Origin of the sequence: Klebsiella sp. K5-45, assembly GCF_030128605.1 — a bacterium.
GTDB classification, from domain to species: Bacteria; Pseudomonadota; Gammaproteobacteria; order Enterobacterales; family Enterobacteriaceae; genus Klebsiella; species Klebsiella quasipneumoniae.
Map to the genome: position 1 here is coordinate 14,357 of NZ_JAKUZW010000009.1, position 15,136 is coordinate 29,492.

The following is a 15,136-nucleotide window of genomic DNA, read 5'->3' on the forward strand; positions in this document are numbered from 1 at the left end:
TAGGTAAGCGGAATGCTGTTCACAAGCCCGACGAAGCTTCTGGATAATGAATCACACAATCCAGGTTTTTTCTCGCCCACAAGGTAGGGTATATTTCGCTTTTACAGGAGAATCTATGCTGCCCGACTCATCAACCCGATTAAACAAATACATCAGTGAAAGCGGCATCTGCTCGCGTCGCGAAGCGGACCGCTTTATTGAACAAGGCAACGTCTTTATCAATGGCAAGCGCGCCACGATTGGCGATCAGGTGAAGCCTGGCGACCTGGTCAAAGTTAACGGACGGTTGATTGAGCCGCGCGAAGCGGATGATCTGGTGCTGATTGCGCTAAATAAGCCGGTCGGCATTGTGAGCACCACAGAAGACGGCGAGCGCGACAACATTGTCGATTTCGTCAACCACAGCAAGCGTATCTTCCCTATCGGCCGTCTGGATAAAGACTCCCAGGGGCTGATTTTCCTCACCAATCATGGCGACCTGGTGAATAAGATCCTGCGTGCCGGCAACGACCATGAAAAAGAGTATCTGGTTACGGTCGATAAGCCGGTGACCGATGAGTTCATTCGCGGCATGGGCGCGGGGGTACCGATTCTCGGGACCATGACCAAAAAATGTAAGGTAAAGAAAGAAGCGCCGTTCGTTTTCCGCATCACCCTTGTGCAGGGGTTAAACCGCCAGATCCGTCGCATGTGCGAGCACTTTGGCTATGAAGTGACGAAGCTTGAGCGTACGCGGATTATGAACGTCAGCCTGACGGGGATCCCGTTGGGTGAGTGGCGCGATCTGACCGATGACGAGCTGATCGACCTGTTCAAGCTGATTGAAAACTCCTCTTCCGAAGCGAAGCCGAAAGCGAAGCCGAAGGCCAAAGCGGCGACCCCCGGGATCAAGCGCCCGGTGGTGAAGGTGGAAAATAGCAACGATAAAGGCCGCCCGGCTGGCAACGGCAAACGTTTCACCCAGCCGGGACGTAAAAAGAAAGGGCGCTAACGCCTGCCGCGGGTCGGCGTATTCGCCGACCAGGAAAAGGTTGCTTCCTTATCCGTCTTATAAGCCTGCTGTTTTTTCACCTGGCGGGCTTTCTTCGCTTCCGCTTCGCGCTGCGCCATCAGCTTATCGATATATTCCTTTTTCACGCTGTTCGTTTCCGCATTGCTCAGCGGGCGGCCGTGCGCAATGCGCGCGCGGTCAAGCAGCGTTTTCAATTCGCGCTGTTCGCGCTCGGTCATCTCTTTTTGTGTAATTCGGGGGAGTGCCATGATGGTGCCCTCAGTCAGACCAGAGCACCCAGTGTACGGTAATGAATATTTTACTGATAGCCTGTATGGCAACTAAAGCACGCACACGCCCGGGCCTGCGCCCGGACGTGTCACGCTCAGCGCTTGCTGGCTTTTTTGGCGATGGGCTTCCCTGACCAGTATCCGGCCAGCAGCGAACCGGACAGGTTATGCCAGACGGAGAACAGGGCTCCCGGCAGCGCCGCCAGCGGGCCGAAGTAAATTTTACCCAGCGCGGCCGCCAGGCCGGAGTTCTGCATCCCTACCTCGATCGCCAGCGTACGGCAGGTGGATTCATCAAAACCAAACAGACGTCCGCCCCAGTAGCCGCCGAGCAGGCCAATGGTGTTATGCAGGATCACCGCGATAATCACCACCAGGCCAACGGACGCGATATGGGCCGCGGAACCCGCCACCACCGCGCTGATGATCGCCAGAATGCACACCATCGAGAAAGCGGGGAGGAACGGTTCCACCGCTTTCACCACCTTCGGCAGCAGATGATGGACAATCAGCCCCAGGGCGATGGGAATGACCACAATCTGCAGAATGCTCAGCAACATCCCCATGACGTCGACCTGAATGTGCGCGTCGACGTACAGACGGGTCAGCAGCGGCGTCGCGATGACGCCGACCAGGGTGGAGACCGAGGAGATAGTCACCGACAGCGCCACGTCCCCTTTGGCCAGAAAGATCATCACGTTGGAGGCCGTCCCGCTGGCGACGCTGCCCACCAGCACCATCCCGGCGGAGAGCTCCGGCGGCATATGAAACAGCAGCGCCAGCAGCCAGGCGGCGAGCGGCATCACCAGATAGTGCAGAAATATCCCTGCAGCGACCGGCGCCGGACGCGACAGGACGCGTTTGAAATCCGCCAGCTTTAGATGTACCCCCATACCGAACATAATCAGCATCAGCAGGGTGGTAACCCACGGGCCGATCGGGGTGAAAGTGGTGGGGGTGTAATAGGCCAGAACGGAGAGCAGCAGCGCCCATAACGGGAACAGCCGCGTCAGAGTTGCGAGCATGTTGTGTTCCTTGCGATACGCAAACCGGCCGCGCCGAACCGGTAGGGCGGCGAGCTGGTCAGCTGGTTGTGTTGATGTTGTTATAAAAAAGCCGGGTTCGAGCCCAGCTATAGGTATTGTTTATCGTGCTAAGGAATTTTATTCAAACAAATTATGATGCAACGTCTGCACCACCTTCTCCGCATCGGCCCCAGGGACCAGGAAGCAGAGGTTGTGGCTGGATGCGCCATAGCAGATCATGCGGATGTTAAACGGATCAAGGACGCCAAACACCTCTTTGCCGACGCCGCAGGCTTTCGACAGCTCGTTGCCGATCAGGGCAACCAGCGCCAGGTCTTCTTCCACTTCCACGCGACACAGCGAGGAGAGCTCGGTCAGCAGCGCCTGGGTCAGCAGGGTATCGCCCGCAGAGGTTGAGCCAGTGGTGTCCATGGTCAGGGCCACGCTCACTTCGGAGGTGGTGATCAAATCGACGGAGATGTTATGGCGCGCCAGAATACCGAACACTTCGGCGAGGAAGCCGCGGGAGTGCAGCATATTCAGGCTGTGCAGCGTCAGCAGCGTCTGGCGGCGGCGCAGCGCCAGCGCGCGGAACAGCGGCGGGTTCTCGGTGGTTTTACACACCAGCGTACCGCCCGCTTTCGGTTCTTTACTGGAGCCGACAAATACCGGGATATCGCTGCGCACGGCAGGCAGCAGGGTCGCCGGGTGCAGCACTTTGGCGCCAAAGGTGGCCATTTCCGCCGCCTCTTCAAAGGCGATGACGTCGATGCGTTTCGCCGCTGGCGCGACGCGCGGGTCGGTCGTATAGATCCCGGGCACATCGGTCCAGATATCGACGCGGGTGGCATTCAGCGCTTCGCCGAGCAGAGCGGCGGTATAATCGCTGCCGCCGCGGCCGAGGGTGGTGGTGCGGCCCTTCGCTTCGCTGCCGATAAAGCCCTGCGTCACCACCAGGCCTTCCGCGAGACGCGGCGTCAGCTGCTGCTGGGTCAGTTCGGCGACAGCGGCGATATCCGGTTCGGCGCGGCCAAAGCGATCGTTAGTGCGCAGCACTTTACGGGCGTCAAACCACTGCGCCTGAATTCCGCGTTCACGCAGAATCTCCACAAACAGCAGGGTGGACATCAGTTCGCCATGGCTGACCAGTTCGTCAGTCAGCGCGCTAGAGGAGGCGAGCGCGGCGGCTTCCGCCAGCGTGGTGATATTTTCCAGCAGGCGCTCAATCTCTTCGCGGATCACGTTGGGATAGCGCAAACGCTCCAGAATATTGAACTGGATCTGGCGCAGAGCGTCCAACTGGGAAAAACGTTCGGTGGGTTCCAGCCCTTCCGCTAAGGCCACCAGAATGTTGGTCACGCCGGCAGAGGCGGAGAGCACAACAATACGGGTATTGGCATCAAGCAGCGCCACATCAATGCTGCGGTTCATCGCGTCAAAATCAGCAACGCTGGTGCCGCCAAATTTGGCGACGACTAAATCTGTCATAACAACCTCGTGTCAGGGGGCCTGACTTATTAAAACGATTCCTGAACACCGATCCTGGCAGGGGCTGGATGCCGCCGGATCGCAACAAAATGTCTTAATAAGCCAGGCCAAATTATTCAGCCATGGCACAAGGGAAGAGCGATAAACAGGGTGGCGCAGAATGATAAACAACTACGATGTCACCCAGAAGTGCTCCACCTTGTAGACCCGACTCACCGCTCTGGGCGCTGAAGTGTTCGGGTATGAAACGCCCGACTGCGAACGTTTCTGGTGACAACCCAGGGGATTCAGCCCCTGTGGCCGGTGAGGAGCGTAACCAGACGCTCTTTCACCTCGGCGTTGCTCCCCCTCACGTATTTTCGCCGGACTGGTTCCTCCAATACGGTTACCTGGGCAACGCACCTCTTCTGGCAATTACCGACGTCTTTCACCTGGCCGGGGGAATAAGGACATTATATCCCCCGCGAATACCCTTTCGCTGTAGCGTGAAATGCGCGAGCAATAGATACTTACAATACGTAAGCACTGCGGATATATAAAGGCTTAACGCCAGCTATGTCAACGCTGCGGTTATGCGGATTTTTCATGCCCCTGCGGCTAACAGAAAAAAGCCTTATGATAGCTATACTAATGGGGCTTTTTACTCCGTTTTGACCCGATTCCTGACCGGCGTCAGGGACAAGTCACAAAAATCATCACAATTTTCCGTCACCGGCGCTACAATCGACCGAAGTCACAATCTCAAATCAGAAGAGTATTGCTAATGAAAAACATCAACCCAACGCAGACCTCTGCCTGGCAGGCATTACAGAAACACTTCGACGAAATGAAAGATGTCACTATCAGCGAGCTGTTCGCCAAAGATAGCGACCGTTTTTCTAAGTTTTCCGCGACGTTTGACGATCTGATGCTGGTGGACTTCTCCAAAAACCGCATCACCGAAGAGACGCTGGCTAAACTGCAGGATCTGGCGAAAGAGACCGACCTGGCGGGCGCCATCAAGTCGATGTTCTCCGGTGAAAAGATCAACCGCACCGAAGATCGCGCGGTACTCCACGTCGCGCTGCGCAACCGCAGCAACACGCCGATTGTGGTTGATGGCAAAGATGTGATGCCGGAAGTGAACGCTGTGCTGGAGAAGATGAAAACCTTCTCTGAAGCGATTATCTCCGGTAGCTGGAAAGGCTACACCGGCAAACCGATCACCGACGTGGTCAACATTGGTATCGGCGGCTCCGACCTCGGTCCGTTCATGGTCACCGAAGCGCTGCGTCCGTATAAAAACCACCTCAACATGCACTTTGTCTCCAACGTCGATGGCACCCACATTGCCGAAGTGCTGAAGAGCGTCAATCCGGAAACCACCCTGTTCCTGGTCGCGTCCAAAACCTTCACCACCCAGGAGACCATGACCAACGCCCACAGCGCGCGCGACTGGTTCCTGGCGACCGCGGGCGACGACAAGCACGTGGCTAAACACTTCGCGGCGCTCTCCACCAACGCGAAAGCGGTTGGCGAGTTCGGCATCGACACCGCCAACATGTTCGAATTCTGGGACTGGGTTGGCGGCCGTTACTCCCTGTGGTCGGCGATTGGCCTGTCCATCATTCTCTCCGTGGGCTTCGACAACTTCGTTGAGCTGCTGTCCGGCGCGCATGCGATGGATAAACACTTCTCCACCACCCCGGCGGAGAAAAACCTGCCGGTGCTGCTGGCGCTGATCGGTATCTGGTACAACAACTTCTTCGGTGCAGAAACCGAAGCGATTCTGCCGTACGACCAGTACATGCACCGTTTTGCCGCCTACTTCCAGCAGGGCAACATGGAGTCCAATGGTAAGTATGTCGACCGTAACGGCCACGCCGTGGACTACCAGACTGGCCCGATTATCTGGGGCGAGCCGGGCACCAACGGTCAGCACGCGTTCTACCAGCTGATCCATCAGGGCACCAAAATGGTACCGTGCGATTTCATCGCCCCGGCTATCACCCACAACCCGCTCTCCGATCATCATCCGAAGCTGCTGTCCAACTTCTTCGCCCAGACCGAGGCCCTGGCCTTCGGTAAATCCCGTGAAGTGGTGGAGCAGGAATATCGCGATCAGGGTAAAGATCCGGCGACCCTGGAGCACGTGGTGCCGTTCAAAGTGTTCGAAGGCAACCGCCCGACTAACTCCATCCTGCTGCGTGAGATCACCCCGTTCAGCCTCGGGGCGCTGATTGCTCTGTACGAGCACAAAATCTTCACCCAGGGCGCGATCCTTAACATCTTTACTTTCGACCAGTGGGGCGTTGAGCTGGGCAAACAGCTGGCTAACCGCATCCTGCCGGAGCTGAAAGACGGCAGCGAAGTCAGCAGCCACGACAGCTCCACTAACGGTCTGATTAACCGTTATAAAGCCTGGCGCGCATAACGCTTGCGCCGTTAAGACGAAATGCCGACCTTATGGTCGGCATTTTTTTACAGCCTCCGCAGCAGGCGGGCTGGGTTTCCCGCCCACACGCCTTTCTCGGTGATGGACTTCGTCACCACGCTGCCCGCGCCAATCACCACGCCGTCGCAGATGCTGACGGCCAGAATCGTGGCGCCGCTACCGATCGACACGTCATCGCCAATCTCAATCCGCCCCCAGCTGGCGCGGTCGGCGTTTGGTTTGCCGTCGCGAAACAGGTCGTTGGCGAACATCACCCCGTGACCGATAAAACAGCGCCGGCCAATGGTGACGTACTCGCAGATAAAGGTATGCGACTGGATTTTACTCTCCGCGCCGATGCGGGTATTCCCCTGGATCTCAACGAACGGTCCAACGAAGACGTTATCACCCAGCGTGCAGTCGTACAGGTTGGCGGGCTGGTAAATAACGACATTTTTCCCACAGACGACGTTACGTACGCCGGTATCACGAAGCTCAGGCATAGTTCCTCTCACAGCGGTTTGGCCAGAATATGCAAGGTGCTTTGCTGGCTGGCGGAATGGAAAGTCGTGTCTCTGATGTGCTGCATCCCCTGGCGTTCGTAAAAACGGCGCGCGGCGGGATTCGCGGCGAGTACTTCCAGCCACAGCCAGCGTTCGCCGGCCGTTTTTGCTCGCGTCTCGATGGCGTGAAAAATCTGCTCGCCGTAGCGGTGGCCAGTCTCCCCCGGCATCAGGTAGAGCTTATGCAGCAGCGTACCCATCGTGCCATCTTCAGCCATTCGCTGCTGATAGCTATATTTAGCGAAACCAACGGGGGAAGCGGCTTCGGCGATGAGCCAATGATGGTTGGCATCGGTCAGACTCCGACGTAGCGCATCTTCGGCATATTCTTGCTTAAGAAATAACGCCAATTCATCGGCATTGCGCCAGAGATGGGCGAAGTGGTGCTGGTAACTGGCATAACCCATCGCGCTCAGTTGTGGCGCGTCGTCGGGTAATGCCTTTCGGATAGTCAACATGCTGCGTTCCTCGGGTCATTCAGTGGCTATAGTGCCTGTAATATGAACAACGTGGAACGACAAAAATCGGTGGGGAAGGGGCTGGAGGTTCTTCCTCCAGCCGGGGGGTTAACGGGCGAAAGCGATCGCTTCGATTTCGACGCCAGCGTCTTTCGGTAACCTGGCCACTTCCACGCAGGAGCGCGCCGGAAAGGCCGCCTGATGTTCGGTAAAGAAGGCCTCGTAGGCGGCATTGATGGCGGCAAAATCCGCCAGGTCTTTCACAAACACCGTGGTTTTGACGATCTGACCAACGCTGAGGCCGGCGGCTTCGACGATGGCTTTCACGTTCTCCAGCGACTGGCGCGCCTGTTCGGCAATGTCGTCGGGCATGGTGCCGTCCTGCGGATTAATGGGCAGCTGGCCGGAGGTGATGGTCATCGCGCCGAGATTGACGCCCTGAACGTACGGACCAATCGCGGCGGGCGCGTCAGCGGTAGTAATAATCATGGGGTTACCCTTCAAACAGTTACAGAAAATAATTCAACAGCACCAGTGAGCCGACGCCGCTGACCACCACCCACACCAGACCCAAACGGAAGCTGGCGAGCGTACAGATAATAGCGGCGATCACCTTCGGGTTTTTTAAGTCGAACTCCATGCTGGAATTCACGCTCAGGATCTGAATGGTGATGATGGCCGGCAGGACGGTGACCGGCACGAAGCGCAATGTTTTGGTCACCCGCTCAGACATCTGGATCTTGCCGGCCAGGCCGATAAACGAGAAACGAATAAGAAAAGTGACCGCGGCCATGCCCAGCGTCAGGGCGATAAAGTAGCTATTACTCATTTTCCAGCGCCTCCACTAACGGCATATCGGATTCGGTTGTTGCCCTCTGCTTGCGCTCTTCCGCCAGGTCGACGCACAGGCCGGCGAGGACGCCGAGCACGGAGGCGACGACGATACCCAGCGAGTAGGGCAGGACCACTAACAGCACGCCGGAAACGGCGGCCACTACCGCGGCGACGGTGCAGGCCTGGCTTTTAATTTGCGGCACCACGATGGCGATAAAGGCGGCGACCATGGCGAAATCGAGACCGTATTTTTCAATGTGGGGAAACGAGGCGCCGACCAGCGCGCCAAGAAAATCGGCCAGCACCCAAATCGCCCAGAAGGTGATCATCGCCGAGCCATAAAACAGATATTTTTCCTTTTTATTTCCTTCCATCTCTTTAACGGTGGTGGCATACACCTCGTCGGTGAGCGCATAGGACATAAAGCATTTTTTAAAGAATGAGGCTTCGCGCACGGTACCGGAAATAGAGGCGCTATACAGCACGTGGCGAAGATTAATAATTAATGTGGTGAAAATAATCACGCCGAGCGTGGCGCCGGTTTTTAACATATTCAGTGCCAGCATCTGCGCCGAGCCGGCAATCACAATCGCCGACCACGCGGTACTTTGCCAGACGCTCATTCCGGCGCTGACGCTTAACGCGCCAACAATGAACGAGAAAGGAAAGTCCCCGATGCACAGGGGCATAATGGCGCTGGCGCCGCGTAATATGACTTTTTTATTCATCGTAAAATACCTGTTGGTGCAGGCAATAAATCATTATTGCGTAGGGTACAAAAGGGCTGGTCTTATTTGCTGACCATAATGCGAATGATCTCTTTATCAGTTTGCGCCATAGGCTTAATCACGAGGCGGCACAGGTTATTAATCGACTGTTCGACGTCGGCGCAGACAATGCCGTCGTTGGCGCTGGCGCAGCGGTTTTGCATCGCCATCAATACAGATTTAAAGGCGCTGGAGACCACCGAGGACACCTTCATCGCGCAGCTGTTGGAGGCGCCATCACAAATCATGCCGGTAACATCGCTAATCATATTGATGATGGCGGTGTTGATGGTTTCGATATTGCGGGTAAACAGCCATGCCATACCGGCGGCGGCGCCCATGGCGGCGGTGGAGGCCGCGCACAGTGCGGACAGGCGGGTATAGCGCGAATGGATGGAAATGGCCGTCAGATGCGAGAGCGCCAGCGCGCGAGCGAGCGTCTCTTCATCGGCATTCAGATGCTCGGCGACGGTTACCACCGGCATGGTCGCCGCGATCCCCTGGTTGCCAGAGCCGAAGTTCGACATAGCCACCACCGGGGCGCCGCCCATACGCGCATCGGAAGCCGCGACGGTGTTGATAATGACCTCACTCATTAAGTCATTGCTTAACAAACCATTTTTAACGGCTTCAGAGAATGTTCCGTTAATATTCAACCCATACTTTTTCGATTTTCCTTCTGCAGCCAGTGCGCTATTGAGGCGGGCGGCTTCCAGAATAAACGTAATATTCTCAACCGGGGTGGAGATAATAAAGTCATACGCTTCCTGGAGAGAGAAAGTTGGCAGTTCGGCCTGTGCTGTGGCGCTATTTTCCCCGGCGTGTAATGGCTGCTGTTCGCCATTAATATATAACTCGACCACATTGGTATGCGTGCCTTTTACCACGACGCGACAGGTCTGGTCACCGGCGCTGAGGGTGAGATCGAGATGAATAAAGTCAGGCGTGTCCTGGACGTCAATATTAACGTGGCCGGCGTCCACCAGCGCTTGTGCCTGTTCCACATGCTGTGAAGTAATGCCTGCCAGGGTCTGTAATCCCTTATCGGCATCGCCGCCAAAGGCGCCGATGGCGGCGGCCAGCGCGACGCCATTCACTGTCGTGCCGGGAATCGTGACGCCCGTGGCGTTTTTATACAGGTTGGCAGAAATAAAACCGCTAATTTTTTCGCAGGGTATCGCTAAATGTTTCGCGGCGTAAGCGGTGGTAAATGAAATAGCAACGGGTTCAGTGCAACCTAATGCTGGTGCGACTTCTCGCTGTAGCCAGCGAATAAAAAGAGAGGATGTTTGGTCAGACATTATTATGATTCCTGGACGTAAGATGATGAGGAAATATGCTAAGGGAATCGGCAGAAAAAAACTTTCTCAAATAACCCTTTATTTATTAAGGTCTGGAGAAAAGTTTTATTTTTAGCTATATCTAAACATGCAGTCTTGTATGTAAATTAAGCTATTGATTAACAATGGTTGTATAAGCAAATTTTTATGCAAATCATGGGAATCAGTTATGTCGATCACACGCCGTTAAGGAGAGCATTTTTCTCTTTTGCCGAAATCCTGCCCTGAGGGCGCAAAAATTTAAAGCCCACGCGGTGAGGGGTAACTGTAGATCTGGATCACACTTTTGCGCTATACCGGACGCAACAAGGACTGATTATGAGGTGTGAATATGTCGTTGGTTTATCGCCCACTGGTGAATTTTATCGCCACTGCGATGCAAACGGTTTTGAATCTTGGGCTGCTTTGCCTGGGGATTATCCTGATCGTCTTTCTCGGTAAAGAGACGCTGCATCTGGCCGATGTCCTCTTTACCCCGGAGCCGACCAGTAAGTACCGGCTGGTGGAAGGTCTGGTGGTCTACTTCCTCTACTTCGAGTTTATCGCGCTGATCGTCAAGTATTTTCAGTCGGGGTTCCACTTCCCGCTGCGCTATTTTGTCTATATCGGCATCACCGCGATTGTGCGCCTGATTATCATCGACCATGAGTCGCCGATGGCGGTACTTATTTATTCCGCCGCGATCCTGATCCTGGTGATTACGCTCTGGCTGTGTAGCTCTAATCGCCTGAAACGCGAATAAAAAAAAGCGGCCTCCAGGGCCGCTGACCAACAGTCACAAATAGAATTTATGTAGGGTCCAGTTGAGGATAGCAGTGGCATTGGCCTTACTTTTTCAGCTGAGGGCGACGGCGACAATACCCGGTTGGGGTCGTGTATTGCGGCTAGACCGTCGGCCCTCCTCTGAAATTTGGGGCCGGTGTTACAAAAAACTTAACCTTTCACCCCGCCCGCCGTCAGGCCGTTCACCAGCCAGCGCTGCGCCAGCAGGAACACGACCGTAATCGGGATGGCGGAGAGTACCGCCGCGGCGGCAAAGTCGCCCCACAGATAGTTCTGCGGGTTGAGATACTGTTGCATACCTACCGCCAGGGTATAGCTGTTCACATCGCGCAGCAGCAGCGAGGCGACCGGCACTTCGGTGATAGCCGCGATGAACGACAGAATAAAGACCACCGCCAGAATCGGCACCGACAGCGGCAGCAGTACGAGGCGGAACGCCTGCCATGGGGTCGCGCCATCCAGCGCCGCCGCTTCTTCCAGCGAGCCATCGATGGTTTCGAAGTAGCCTTTGATGGTCCAGACGTGCAGGGCGATACCGCCCATGTAGGCAAAGATCACGCCGCCGTGGGTGTTGAGGCCGACGAACGGGATGTACTGGCCCAGGCGGTCAAACAACGCGTACAGCGCCACCAGCGACAGCACCGCCGGGAACATCTGGAAAATCAACATCCCTTTCAGCAGGGTCGCTTTCCCCGGGAAGCGCATACGGGCAAAAGCGTAGGCGCAGGTGGTGGAGAGGGCGACGATACCGATCGCGGTAATCCCGGCGACCTTAATCGAGTTCCACAGCCACAGCAGGACCGGGAACGGCGGCGGCGTGACGCGGCCATCCGCGTGTTCGACGCTGAAGCCTAACGCCAGACGCCAGTGCTCCCAGGAGATGGTATCCGGGATCAGGCTGCCGGTGGCGAAGTTACCCTCGCGCAGCGAGATGGCGATAACCATCAGCAGCGGAAACATAATCGCCGCGATAAAAATCAGTAGCAGGAGATGCGTGGTAAATAAACGTAGCTTCTGCGATTTGGGTTGGACCATAGCCATTGTAATTTTACTCCCCTTGACTTCGCACCAGGCTATTTTGCTTGCCATTTTGAACTCGGGCAGTGCTCAGAATCCTCACGTACTACGTGTACGCTCCGGTTCTTCCGCGCTGGCCGAGTCCAAACTGCCCGCGCCAATAACGCCTGGTTATTCCAATTAATCAAACTTCATGCGTGTGGCTTTCAGGTTCACAATCGCTAACGCGCCAACCAGCAGGAAGATAAGCGTTGCGATAGCCGCCGCCAGGCCGAAGTCCTGACCGCCGCCGCCTTCAAAGGCGATACGGTAGGTGTAGCTCACCAGCAGGTCGGTATAACCGGCCGGGGTGGTGGTGCCGAGACGGTCCGGACCACCGTTGGTCAACAGTTGAATCAGGACGAAGTTGTTAAAGTTAAAGGCGAAGCTGGCGATCATCAGCGGCGTCAGCGGCTTAATCAGCAGCGGGAAGGTAATTTTAAAGAAGTTCTGGAACGGGCCGGCGCCATCCATTGCCGACGCTTCGTACAGATCGTCCGGAATCGCCTTCAGCAGCCCCATGCACAGGATCATCATGTACGGGTAGCCCAGCCAGGTGTTGACGATGATGATCATGGTGCGCGCGGTGGTCGGGTCGCTAAACCACGCCGGCTTAATGCCGAACAGCGTGCTGAGCATCATGTTGATTTCACCAAAGCTCTGGTTGAACAGACCTTTGAAAATCAGAATCGAAATAAATGACGGTACGGCATACGGCAGAATCAGCAGGACGCGGTAAATCGCTTTGCCTTTCAGTGCTTCCCACTGCACCAGGCAGGCAAGGATCATCCCCACCGCGACGGTCAGCACCACGGTCAGTACCGAGAACACCACCGTCCAGACGAAGATCGCGAAGAACGGTTTCTGGATGCCTTCATCGTGGAAGACGCGGGTAAAGTTGTCCCAGCCGATAGTCACGGTGTAGCCCGGGCTCAGCTTTTCTGTGCCCCAGCTACCGTCGGCGTTGATGGCCTGGTAGAAACCAACGTCGTTGTTCGGGCGGTATTTGACGTGGGTTTGATTGTTGGTCAGCACGCCGTTTTCGCCAAGCGTATACAGCGGTTGGGTGCCGGAGAACTGGCGCAGCGAGCTCATGATCACTTTGCTGTCGTCAGGCAGCACGGCGGTCAGCTGGTTCAGCGCGGTGCGGTTCTGGGTAATGACGCGCAGGTTGGCGCGCTCGCCTTCCGGCAGGGCGTCGGTTTCTTTTAACGCCAGCTTCTGCTCGCCGCCGAATTTAAAGGCGTCGGAAAGGTAGTTTTTACCGCTCTCACCGTCGGTCAGGGCCAGCTTCCACTCGTCGCCTGCCGGGATCAGCGTGAAGTTATAGGCTTTGCCGGCCTGGAAGGAGCGATCCATCAGCACCTGCTGCGCGCGCTCAAAGGTCAGCTGGTTGGTGCTGCTGTAGTTGGTGAACGCGATAGCGATAGTACAGATCAGCGGAAACAGGACAAACAGACCCATGCCGGCGAGGCCGGGATAGACATAGCGCCAGGCATAAGCCTTGCGGTTAGCGAAAATATACAGGCCAACTGAGCTTAAAATCAGCGTCATGATGGCGAACAGGTACTCCCCCTGGGCGTACATCAAAACAACAAGGTAACCCACCAGCAGGCACAGTAAGCCAATCACAGACCATGTGAGTTGCGGACTTTGCCACCAGTGTTTCTTTTTAACGGCATCCATGGGGATCATCCTCTACAGCGGTGAAAGCTTATTTGTCAGGTGGCGCTTCGCTTACCTGACCTACGGTCCGAGCCGTAGTGGTAGGGCGGGTAAGCGCAAGCGCCACCCGCCGTTTTCTTACTTGGTGATACGGCTCTGGGCATCCTTCAGCGCAGCATCGACAGTCTGACGACCGCTGGCGGCGTTGATAACCGCGGTACGAACGGCATACCAGAAGGCAGACATCTGTGGGATGTTAGGCATGATTTCGCCTTTCTGGGCGTTCGCCATGGTGGCGGCGATGCGCGGATCTTTTTCCAGTTTTTCCTGGAAGGATTTCAGCGCCACGGCACCCAGCGGTTTGTCGTTGTTAACCGATTCCAGACCCTGATCGGTCATCAGGTAGTTTTCGAGGAACTCTTTCGCCAGCTCTTTATTCGGGCTGGCGGCGTTGATCCCCGCGCTCAGCACGCCAACGAACGGTTTCGATGGTTTGCCTTTAAAGGTCGGCAGCAGGGTCACGCCGTAGTTAACCTTGCTCTTATCGATGTTAGACCACGCCCACGGACCGTTGATGGTCATCGCGGTTTCACCTTTGTTGAAGGCCGCTTCCGCGATGGAGTAATCGGTATCGGCATTCATGTGCTTGTTCTTGATCAGGTCAACCAGGAAGGTCAGGCCCGCTTTCGCGCCTGCGCTGTCCACGCCGACGTCTTTCACATCGTACTTGCCGTTTTCAAACTTGAACGCGTATCCGCCGTCGGCAGCGATCAGCGGCCAGGTGAAGTACGGTTCCTGCAGGTTGAACATCAGCGCGCTCTTACCTTTCGCTTTCAGTTCTTTATCCAGCGCCGGGATCTCTTCCCAGGTCTTCGGCGGGTTCGGTACCAGGTCTTTGTTGTAAATCAGGGACAGCGCTTCCACCGCGATCGGGTAGGCGATCAGTTTGCCGTTATAGCGAACGGCATCCCAGGTGAACGGATAGAGTTTGTCCTGGAACGCTTTGTCCGGGGTGATTTCCGCCAGCAGGCCGGACTGCGCGTAGCCGCCGAAACGGTCATGCGCCCAGAAGATGATGTCCGGGCCGTCGCCGGTCGCCGCAACCTGCGGGAATTTCTCTTCCAGCTTATCCGGGTGTTCTACGGAAACTTTAATGCCGGTGTCTTTTTCAAACTTTTTACCCACTTCAGCGAGGCCGTTGTAGCCTTTGTCGCCGTTAATCCAGATAACCAGCTTACCTTCTTCAATTTTCGCGAGGGCAGAGGCGGAAAACATCATCGTGGTCAGTGCCGACAGCGCGAGGATGCGAGCGCCAGTTTTGATTTTCATATACCCGTCCTTTTTGGTGTTGTACTCGTGGATACACTTCGGTGGCTTAACGATGATGAGTTTCCTTTTTTAACAACCCCTTTCCATCCTCCCCAGGTCTACGCCCCACCCGCTGGTTGTGTGATCTCCATTGC

15 protein-coding genes and 1 riboswitch are annotated in these 15,136 nt (G+C 55.9%); of the genes, 3 read left to right on the forward strand and 12 right to left on the reverse strand.

The annotated features are described in order from the left end of the window. Nucleotides 1-115 precede the first annotated feature (115 nt). Nucleotides 116-991 (forward strand): 23S rRNA pseudouridine(2604) synthase RluF, encoded by an 876-nt coding sequence (gene rluF, locus MKS11_RS18950; protein ID WP_087771153.1) that lies wholly within the window; start codon nucleotides 116-118, stop codon nucleotides 989-991. Here the strand turns inward: rluF and MKS11_RS18955 are convergent. The 3 genes from MKS11_RS18955 to lysC all read right to left on the reverse strand — a co-directional run bounded on the left by MKS11_RS18955 (nucleotide 988) and on the right by lysC (nucleotide 3,794). Beyond that, nucleotides 988-1,260, reverse strand: coding sequence for a DUF3811 domain-containing protein (locus MKS11_RS18955; protein ID WP_004177859.1), 273 nt, complete (start codon nucleotides 1,258-1,260; stop codon nucleotides 988-990). The two genes, rluF and MKS11_RS18955, sit on opposite strands and share 4 nt — an antisense overlap. A 116-nt stretch (nucleotides 1,261-1,376) precedes the next feature. Then, a complete protein-coding gene (panS, locus tag MKS11_RS18960; RefSeq protein ID WP_017900130.1) occupies nucleotides 1,377-2,306 on the reverse strand; it encodes a ketopantoate/pantoate/pantothenate transporter PanS in 930 nt (309 codons plus the stop codon). A 138-nt stretch (nucleotides 2,307-2,444) separates the two neighbouring features. Beyond that, nucleotides 2,445-3,794 (reverse strand): lysine-sensitive aspartokinase 3, encoded by a 1,350-nt coding sequence (gene lysC, locus MKS11_RS18965; protein ID WP_017900129.1) that lies wholly within the window; start codon nucleotides 3,792-3,794, stop codon nucleotides 2,445-2,447. 179 nt (nucleotides 3,795-3,973) lie between these two features. Next, a riboswitch (Lysine riboswitch) is annotated at nucleotides 3,974-4,209 on the reverse strand. A gap of 348 nt (nucleotides 4,210-4,557) precedes the next feature. Between lysC and pgi the strand changes: the two genes are divergently transcribed. Then, nucleotides 4,558-6,207, forward strand: coding sequence for a glucose-6-phosphate isomerase (gene pgi, locus MKS11_RS18970; RefSeq protein ID WP_004206271.1), 1,650 nt, complete (start codon nucleotides 4,558-4,560; stop codon nucleotides 6,205-6,207). A 47-nt stretch (nucleotides 6,208-6,254) separates the two neighbouring features. On the opposite strand, the gene MKS11_RS18975 is transcribed toward pgi, so the two are convergent. The 6 genes from MKS11_RS18975 to MKS11_RS19000 all read right to left on the reverse strand — a co-directional run bounded on the left by MKS11_RS18975 (nucleotide 6,255) and on the right by MKS11_RS19000 (nucleotide 10,130). Next, nucleotides 6,255-6,710: an acyltransferase gene (locus MKS11_RS18975; protein ID WP_032454553.1), complete on the reverse strand. Its 456-nt coding sequence runs from the start codon at nucleotides 6,708-6,710 to the stop codon at nucleotides 6,255-6,257. A gap of 8 nt (nucleotides 6,711-6,718) precedes the next feature. Beyond that, nucleotides 6,719-7,228 carry a GNAT family N-acetyltransferase gene (locus MKS11_RS18980; RefSeq protein ID WP_087771152.1) on the reverse strand — a complete coding sequence of 170 codons (510 nt, stop codon included), beginning with the start codon at nucleotides 7,226-7,228 and terminating at the stop codon, nucleotides 6,719-6,721. Between the two features lie 108 nt (nucleotides 7,229-7,336). After that, nucleotides 7,337-7,717, reverse strand: a complete 381-nt coding sequence (locus tag MKS11_RS18985) for a RidA family protein (RefSeq protein WP_043519204.1) — start codon at nucleotides 7,715-7,717, stop codon at nucleotides 7,337-7,339. 19 nt (nucleotides 7,718-7,736) lie between these two features. Further along, on the reverse strand, nucleotides 7,737-8,057 hold the full coding sequence (locus tag MKS11_RS18990; RefSeq protein WP_004206276.1) for an AzlD domain-containing protein: 321 nt from the start codon (nucleotides 8,055-8,057) through the stop codon (nucleotides 7,737-7,739). Further along, nucleotides 8,050-8,790, reverse strand: coding sequence for an AzlC family ABC transporter permease (locus MKS11_RS18995; RefSeq protein ID WP_004206277.1), 741 nt, complete (start codon nucleotides 8,788-8,790; stop codon nucleotides 8,050-8,052). The genes MKS11_RS18990 and MKS11_RS18995 overlap by 8 nt, the downstream gene beginning before the upstream one ends. A gap of 62 nt (nucleotides 8,791-8,852) precedes the next feature. Next, nucleotides 8,853-10,130: a serine dehydratase subunit alpha family protein gene (locus MKS11_RS19000; RefSeq protein WP_004206279.1), complete on the reverse strand. Its 1,278-nt coding sequence runs from the start codon at nucleotides 10,128-10,130 to the stop codon at nucleotides 8,853-8,855. A 370-nt stretch (nucleotides 10,131-10,500) separates the two neighbouring features. Here MKS11_RS19000 and psiE point away from each other — a divergent pair, with 370 nt between their 5' ends. After that, complete coding sequence (gene psiE, locus MKS11_RS19005) at nucleotides 10,501-10,911, forward strand: phosphate-starvation-inducible protein PsiE (RefSeq protein WP_284109651.1); 411 nt, start codon at nucleotides 10,501-10,503, stop codon at nucleotides 10,909-10,911. 191 nt (nucleotides 10,912-11,102) lie between these two features. On the opposite strand, the gene malG is transcribed toward psiE, so the two are convergent. The 3 genes from malG to malE all read right to left on the reverse strand — a co-directional run bounded on the left by malG (nucleotide 11,103) and on the right by malE (nucleotide 15,002). Continuing rightward, the gene (gene malG / locus MKS11_RS19010) at nucleotides 11,103-11,993 is read right to left on the reverse strand and encodes a maltose ABC transporter permease MalG (protein WP_002884725.1); all 891 of its coding nucleotides are present in this window, start codon (nucleotides 11,991-11,993) and stop codon (nucleotides 11,103-11,105) included. A gap of 156 nt (nucleotides 11,994-12,149) precedes the next feature. Then, entirely contained in the window at nucleotides 12,150-13,694 is a 1,545-nt protein-coding gene (gene malF, locus MKS11_RS19015; RefSeq protein ID WP_017900124.1) for a maltose ABC transporter permease MalF, read from the reverse strand. 117 nt (nucleotides 13,695-13,811) lie between these two features. Next, nucleotides 13,812-15,002 (reverse strand): maltose/maltodextrin ABC transporter substrate-binding protein MalE, encoded by a 1,191-nt coding sequence (gene malE, locus MKS11_RS19020; RefSeq protein ID WP_004206285.1) that lies wholly within the window; start codon nucleotides 15,000-15,002, stop codon nucleotides 13,812-13,814. Between the last annotated feature and the right edge of the window lie 134 nt (nucleotides 15,003-15,136).

What these genes read in the sequence shown, in the direction of transcription:
- MKS11_RS19000 (WP_004206279.1), bottom strand. Translation starts at nt 10,130, where the DNA reads ATGTCTGACCAAACATCCTCTCTTTTTATTCGCTGGCTACAGCGAGAA.
- MKS11_RS18980 (WP_087771152.1), bottom strand. Translation starts at nt 7,228, where the DNA reads ATGTTGACTATCCGAAAGGCATTACCCGACGACGCGCCACAACTGAGC.
- MKS11_RS18990 (WP_004206276.1), bottom strand. Translation starts at nt 8,057, where the DNA reads ATGAGTAATAGCTACTTTATCGCCCTGACGCTGGGCATGGCCGCGGTC.
- MKS11_RS18995 (WP_004206277.1), bottom strand. Translation starts at nt 8,790, where the DNA reads ATGAATAAAAAAGTCATATTACGCGGCGCCAGCGCCATTATGCCCCTG.
- pgi (WP_004206271.1), top strand. Translation starts at nt 4,558, where the DNA reads ATGAAAAACATCAACCCAACGCAGACCTCTGCCTGGCAGGCATTACAG.
- malG (WP_002884725.1), bottom strand. Translation starts at nt 11,993, where the DNA reads ATGGCTATGGTCCAACCCAAATCGCAGAAGCTACGTTTATTTACCACG.
- lysC (WP_017900129.1), bottom strand. Translation starts at nt 3,794, where the DNA reads ATGACAGATTTAGTCGTCGCCAAATTTGGCGGCACCAGCGTTGCTGAT.
- malF (WP_017900124.1), bottom strand. Translation starts at nt 13,694, where the DNA reads ATGGATGCCGTTAAAAAGAAACACTGGTGGCAAAGTCCGCAACTCACA.
- MKS11_RS18975 (WP_032454553.1), bottom strand. Translation starts at nt 6,710, where the DNA reads ATGCCTGAGCTTCGTGATACCGGCGTACGTAACGTCGTCTGTGGGAAA.
- psiE (WP_284109651.1), top strand. Translation starts at nt 10,501, where the DNA reads ATGTCGTTGGTTTATCGCCCACTGGTGAATTTTATCGCCACTGCGATG.
- rluF (WP_087771153.1), top strand. Translation starts at nt 116, where the DNA reads ATGCTGCCCGACTCATCAACCCGATTAAACAAATACATCAGTGAAAGC.
- MKS11_RS18985 (WP_043519204.1), bottom strand. Translation starts at nt 7,717, where the DNA reads ATGATTATTACTACCGCTGACGCGCCCGCCGCGATTGGTCCGTACGTT.
- malE (WP_004206285.1), bottom strand. Translation starts at nt 15,002, where the DNA reads ATGAAAATCAAAACTGGCGCTCGCATCCTCGCGCTGTCGGCACTGACC.
- MKS11_RS18955 (WP_004177859.1), bottom strand. Translation starts at nt 1,260, where the DNA reads ATGGCACTCCCCCGAATTACACAAAAAGAGATGACCGAGCGCGAACAG.
- panS (WP_017900130.1), bottom strand. Translation starts at nt 2,306, where the DNA reads ATGCTCGCAACTCTGACGCGGCTGTTCCCGTTATGGGCGCTGCTGCTC.